This window comes from Pantoea sp. ME81 (assembly GCF_903970985.1).
Taxonomy (GTDB): Bacteria; Pseudomonadota; Gammaproteobacteria; order Enterobacterales; family Enterobacteriaceae; genus Pantoea; species Pantoea communis.
In genome coordinates this window covers 1-5832 of record NZ_CAJCKS010000239.1, presented here as the reverse complement: position 1 = coordinate 5832, position 5832 = coordinate 1, and the positions used below count along the sequence as shown (strand labels likewise).

At 59.3% G+C, this 5832-nt stretch carries 3 protein-coding genes; 1 reads left to right on the top strand and 2 read right to left on the bottom strand.

Features of this window, described 5'->3' with window-relative positions; translation table 11 throughout:
* Positions 1 to 35: 35 nt before the first annotated feature.
* Complete coding sequence (locus H7A81_RS25100; RefSeq protein ID WP_182059074.1) at positions 36 to 194, top strand: hypothetical protein; 159 nt, start codon at positions 36 to 38, stop codon at positions 192 to 194.
* 43 nt (positions 195 to 237) lie between these two features.
* Here the strand turns inward: H7A81_RS25100 and entS are convergent, their stop codons facing one another.
* Together entS and H7A81_RS25090 are read right to left on the bottom strand one after the other, a co-directional pair.
* The gene (gene entS, locus H7A81_RS25095; RefSeq protein ID WP_182059073.1) at positions 238 to 1494 is read right to left on the bottom strand and encodes an enterobactin transporter EntS; all 1257 of its coding nucleotides are present in this window, start codon (positions 1492 to 1494) and stop codon (positions 238 to 240) included.
* A 69-nt stretch (positions 1495 to 1563) separates the two neighbouring features.
* Positions 1564 to 5832: non-ribosomal peptide synthetase (locus tag H7A81_RS25090; RefSeq protein WP_182059072.1), on the bottom strand; the 4269-nt coding region annotated here is incomplete at its 5' end.

Here is a 5832-nt window from a genome sequence, read left to right as displayed (position 1 = left end):
AGTTTTCAGCGTAATTTTATGATCGCGATCAGGTGATGAATTATTTTTGGTTAAAAAATAATCACAGCGTCATCAGCATCTCGTGCCACGCCATGCATCACGACATTTTTGCCATGGGTAACGATACTTTCCGCCTCGATTACTACAGTGCCAGCAATATGCTCAGCAGCATTGAACGGCAGTTCGTACACTAATCGGCAGCAATATACTCAGCAGTTTAGAACGGCAGTTTGTGCACTAAGCAGCGGCTTGCTCAATGGCCGGTGGTTCTTGCTGCAGCTGTGCCGTGCGCAAACCGCGTGCGGCCAGCGCGACCAGCAGCAGTAAACCGGCCGCCACGCCGCCGAACCACAGCACGCTGTTGAGCGCGCTCAATGCACGTGCCAACGCGCCGAGTCCTAAGGCACCCAGCGAATCGCCACTCACATCCTGCGCGGTGCCCAGGCTGTTGACCCGACCCAACAGGGCATCTGGCGTGTGGTGCTGAATCAAAATAAATTGCAGCAGTGAAGCGATAGCATTGCTGTAGCCATAAGCCACCAATGCCAGCAACGCCGGAATCAGTTGGCTATACAGCCCCAAAGAAGCGATGCAACCGAAGGCAGCCAGTGCACTCACCAGCAACACCAGGCCTGGTCGTGACAACTGTCGCACCCAGCCGCTGGTGAATGCGCCGATCATCGCACCCAGCGGCACCGCGGAATACATCAGCCCGAGCGCCGAAGCATCAACCTGCCACGTTTGCGCCAGTGCCGGGAACAGGATGCGTACCGCGCCCACCATACTCAATAGTAAGCCGACCAACACCGCGGCACCCACCACGTTGTGCTGACAGACAAATTGAATGCCACTGGCGAGCGCGCGCAAAGGGTGTTCTGGTTCTTGCTGTTCAGGTTTCATCGCGGGCAGCCGTACCAGCGGGATCAGCGTCGCCAGCGTGCCGAGGGCGGCCACGGCAAACGCCCAGCCGACTCCTGCCGCCACGATAATCATGCCACCCAGCGCCGGAGACAGGATCGCACCCAGCCGCACGGTTAACATGCTTAACGCACCGGCCTCCGCCAGATGCTCGCGTCCTACAATCAGCGGAATCACCGCCATCAGCGCTGTCATGCCCAGCGCACCAAAAAATCCGTCCCAGAAGGCGAGGAAATAGAGCGCCCACAATGAAGGGGCAGTACTAAACGCGTTCAGGCTCAGCAACACAAAACCGATACCACAGGTGCCACGCGCAAAGAGGATCAGCTTGCGGCGATCATAACGATCCGCCAGCACGCCCCCGAGCAGCAGGCCAATAAACATGCCGATACCATCCAGCATCACGGCGACGCCGACCTGCAAGGTCGAGCCGGTCATGGCCTGAATCTGGATCGGCACGCCCACTGCCAGCATGCCCAGCGCAAACACGGATAGCATGCGAGCGCAGAAGATAGCGCGAAACGCGGCGTTGTTTTTCAACAGGCTGAAATCTAGAAGAATTGAAGGCTTAGCCATAAATATCCATTGTTAAAAATGAGCTGGGGCGCACATTAGCGCGCCCACATTCATTGGCCGAGGGCCGGGTTATAAGCGAGTTGCCGTCAGCAACCGGTTGATCAGCGGACCCAGCACTTTCAGCGAGGCCGCAGACAAAATGTCAGCGTGCTCGCAATCCAGCGGCCAGATTTCCAGGTCTGAAACAAACGGTTTCCAGGTCGCAGGCACATCCATGTCGGCAGGCAGGGTTTTCTCTGCCATAAACAGCGTGGCTTTACCGGCATAACGCGGCGTACGCGCTTCCGCCAGCCGGGCAACCGCGTCCTTGTAGTTGGCGACGATGGTGCTAAACATCGCGGCTTTCTCGGCACGTAACAGGGGATCGCGCTCATCTTCAGTAGCAGCCATAAATTCGGCCTGTTCGCGTGCCACTTCCTGCTCCGCCTCTTCAGCATCGGGCGTGCGCCAGTCCTGTCCTTCGGCTGGGTAGGTATCCAGCAGACCAAGGAAGGCCACGCTTTCGCCACTCGCCTGCAGACGCGCCGCAATGCCTTGTGCCAGCGTGCCGCCCAACGAGTAGCCCAGCAGGAAATAAGGCCCATGCGGCTGCTGCTCGCGAATCACAGCCAGATGGCGATCGCACATGGCTTCTACACTTGTACAGGCTGCGATAACACCCGCCGGGCGCGGTGATTGCAGCCCCACAATCGGGAAATCGCCGTCGAGATAGTGCAGCAGCGCGCTGTACTGCCAGGCGAACCCTGATGCCGGATGGATGCAGAACAGCGTCGGCCCCTGACCGGCACGCAGTGGCAGCAGTTCCCCGTTGCCGTTGCTGTCGCTGGCATCGCCTGATAACAGCGCTGCCAGTTTCTCCACGCTGCGTGCGGCGATGATCTGTCCGACACTCACCGGCTGCGCTACACGGCGGCGCATTTCTGCTGCCAGTCGCATCGCCAGCAGGGAATGACCGCCCAACGCAAAGAAATCATCGTCGGCATACACCTGCTCACATCCCAGTAGCTGCTGGAACAGTTCTGCCAGCATCTGCTCGTGAGGCGTTTCCGGCAGGCGGCCTGGTTGCGCGCTGCGTTGTGGCATCGGCAGTGCTTTACGATCCAGCTTGCCGTTGGCGCTGAGGGGCAAATCGTCGAGCAGCAGATAGCTCACCGGCTGCATATGGGCAGGCAGGCGGGTGCTCAACTGCTGTTTAATTTGCTCGATATCCAGTACCACGCCAGGCTGAGCCACCAGCCAGCCGAGCAGCTGGCGATTATCGACGCCCGCCGCCGCCTGTTGTGTCAAATTGCGCGCAGCCACGACTGCCTGCGCCACGCCCGGCAATGCCACCAGCGCCTGCTCAATTTCACCCGGTTCGATACGTTGTCCGCGCATCTTTAACTGATCGTCGCTGCGCCCCAGATACTCTACGGCGCCATCCTCACGCCAGCAGGCGATATCACCGGTGCGGTACATACGTTCGCCCTCGGCAAATGGGGCGGCAATAAAGCGTTGCGCGGTGAGATCGGCGCGATGCAAATAGCCATCCGCCAGCTGGATGCCGCTGAGATAGAGATCGCCCGGCACGCCTACTGGCACCGGGCGCAGCAGGTTATCGAGGATATGCAGTTGGGTGTTCCACACCGGACGACCAATCGGTACGCCAGGGCCATTCAGGCCTTCGAGCGCGCTACCGCTGGCGGGTTGCCATGTGACATCCACGGCGGCTTCGGTCGGGCCGTACAGATTATGCAGCGGAGCGGCGATCACCTGCTGATAGCTGCGCGCCAGATCGCAGGCCAGCGCTTCTCCGCTGCAAAATACGCGGCGCAGTGAAGCGCAGGCGCGATCGGTGTGCGTACTGACATGCCCGACAAAGGCGGCCAGCATCGACGGAACGAAGTGCAGGGTGGTGACCTGATAATCGTCAATAAGCTGCCACAGCGCCTGTGGATCGCGATGGGCATCCGGCGGCGCCATCATCAGCTGTGCGCCGGTCATCAATGGCCAGAAGAACTCCCATACCGAAACATCAAAGCTGCACGGTGTTTTCTGCAACACCACGTCGTCGCTACGCAATGGATAGCTGGCTTGCATCCAGCGCAAGCGGTTAACGATGGCGCGTTGATTGACCACCACGCCTTTCGGCTTGCCGGTTGATCCTGATGTGTAAAGCACATAAGCCGGGCGCTGCGCATCGGGTTTAGGCAACGTATGACGCGCCACACTCTGCTCACTGGCAAGGCGATCGAACATCATCAGAGTGCCAAAGCCAGCAAAACGATTTTCCAGCGCAGACTCGGTGATCACCACCCACGGTCGTGCATCGTCCACCATGTACGCCAGACGTTCATCGGGATAGCCAATGTCCAGCGGTAACCAGGCTGCGCCCGCCTGCAAGATGGCAGTGAGGGCAATACTCAGACGAACCGAACGCGGCAAGGCAACGGCTACGATATCGCCTGGCATCACGCCCGCTTCGATCAGTCGATCGGCCAGCAATGTGGCCTGACGCTGCATCTCGCGGTAGCTGAGCTGATGCTCAACATCACACAGCGCCAGCGCGTCCGGTGTGCGTGCGGCTTGCTGGGCGATGGCTTGTTGTAGGGTTTCATTTTCCAGCTGCACGCCGGTGTTATTGACCCACTCGAGCAGCGATTGCTCGGCGAGGGTTTGCAAACGCCACTGCGTTAACGGCAGATCCGGTGTGGTCACCAGCTGCTGTAACAGCAGCAACAGGCGTTCAGCCAGACGCTCGGCATCGGTGACGCAGGCGCGGTATTCCATTAATAGCGTCAACTGTTCACCCGGCAGCACCAGCAGCGTCAACGGATAATGGGTATAGCCGCGGTTGTGGATCGCGTCGCAGCGCACCTTCGCGTTGGCGTCGAGTAATGTCTGATTATCAGGATAGTTCTCCACCACCAGCAGGGTATCAAATAGCGTACCCGCACCCGCCAGCTGTTGGATTTCAGCCAGTCCAAGGCAATCCTGCTCAATCAGCTGGATCTGATGATTTTGGTGCGCGGCTAACTGCTCCAGCAACGGGCGTTGAGTATCAAACCGCACGCGCACCGGCAGCGTGTTACTGAACAGACCGACATGTTGATCGATCCCGTCAATCTGGCCGAAACGACCTGAAACCGGCGCGCCAAATATCACGTCCTGCTGACCGCTGGCAATCGACAGCATCATGCCCCACAGGCCCTGCATCACGGTGTTGAGGGTCAACCCGCGTGCGCGGCACAGCGCATAGAGTTCGCGCTCCAGCGTGGCGTCCAGCGTAATGCGTTTTTCCTGAACAGCACTCTCGGCGGCATTGGGATACAGCAATGTGGGCCGCACGTCGCGCAGACATTCTTGCCACTGCTGGCGAGCCTGATGCTCATCACGCTGGCTAAGCTGGCGCACGATGTCAGCATAATGGGTGCGTTGGGCGGCCAGCGGCTGTTGACGCAATGCGCTAAGTAAATCGTTTAAAATCACCGGCGTTGACCAGCCATCCACCACCAGATGATGCGCATTGAGCAGCAGCGTCCAGCGTGCTTCATGGCGATGCGGGATCAGCGTCGCCTGCAACATCACCGGCTGCCGGAACAGATCCTGTGACAGCGCCTGATGTTCAGTGGCGTCAATATCCTCGACTTCCAGCACCTGTAGCGGCCAATGCAGATCGCCTTCCGGCAGCAACTGCAAGGGTTGCAGACTGAGTTCGCTATCAAACCTGGCGGCGAGCTGCGGATGGCGCTGCAACACCTGGTTGAGCGCCTGCTGCACCGATGCTACCGACACATCACCGCTGAGGGTTAATCGCGTCAGTGAGTTATAGCTGCCTTGCGCGCCACTGGTCTGCGCGTGGAACAGTAATCCTTTCTGCAACGGCAGCAGCGGCAAGACGTGGCTAAACGCCCCGTGACGTGCGCGCAATCGTTGCAGCAGCGCATCATCAACGCCTTCAAGATTGATTTCCGCAGCGACCAGCGTGTTGGCGGCCTGCTGTGGCTGTTGCTCTGCGAAGTGGTAAAGCTGTTGCGCACCCAGAGCGATGGCCTGATGCAGTTGCTCTATCTGATCGGCATGCAAGACGCCCTCCGCCCAGCTCCAGTTCAGCGCCAGCTGCTGGTCATCAACAAACACGTTGAGTTCCAGTGCGTGCTGTAACGGCATAGCATCGTCCTGGATCACCGCAAAAGTGTCGCGGAACTGCTGCGCGGTCCGCTGAGGCTGCCAGTGACCGGCGGATTGAGTGAAGCGGCCGAGATAATTGAACAGCACCTGTGGCGCATGGTCGGCGGCCAGTTTCGCCAATGTAATGCCACGGTGGGCATCCAGCCAGCGCAGTTGGCCATAACCGAT

Coding starts and splice junctions, on each gene's coding strand:
- H7A81_RS25100 (WP_182059074.1), top strand. CDS start 36: ATGAATTATTTTTGGTTAAAAAATAATCACAGCGTCATCAGCATCTCG.
- entS (WP_182059073.1), bottom strand. CDS start 1,494: ATGGCTAAGCCTTCAATTCTTCTAGATTTCAGCCTGTTGAAAAACAAC.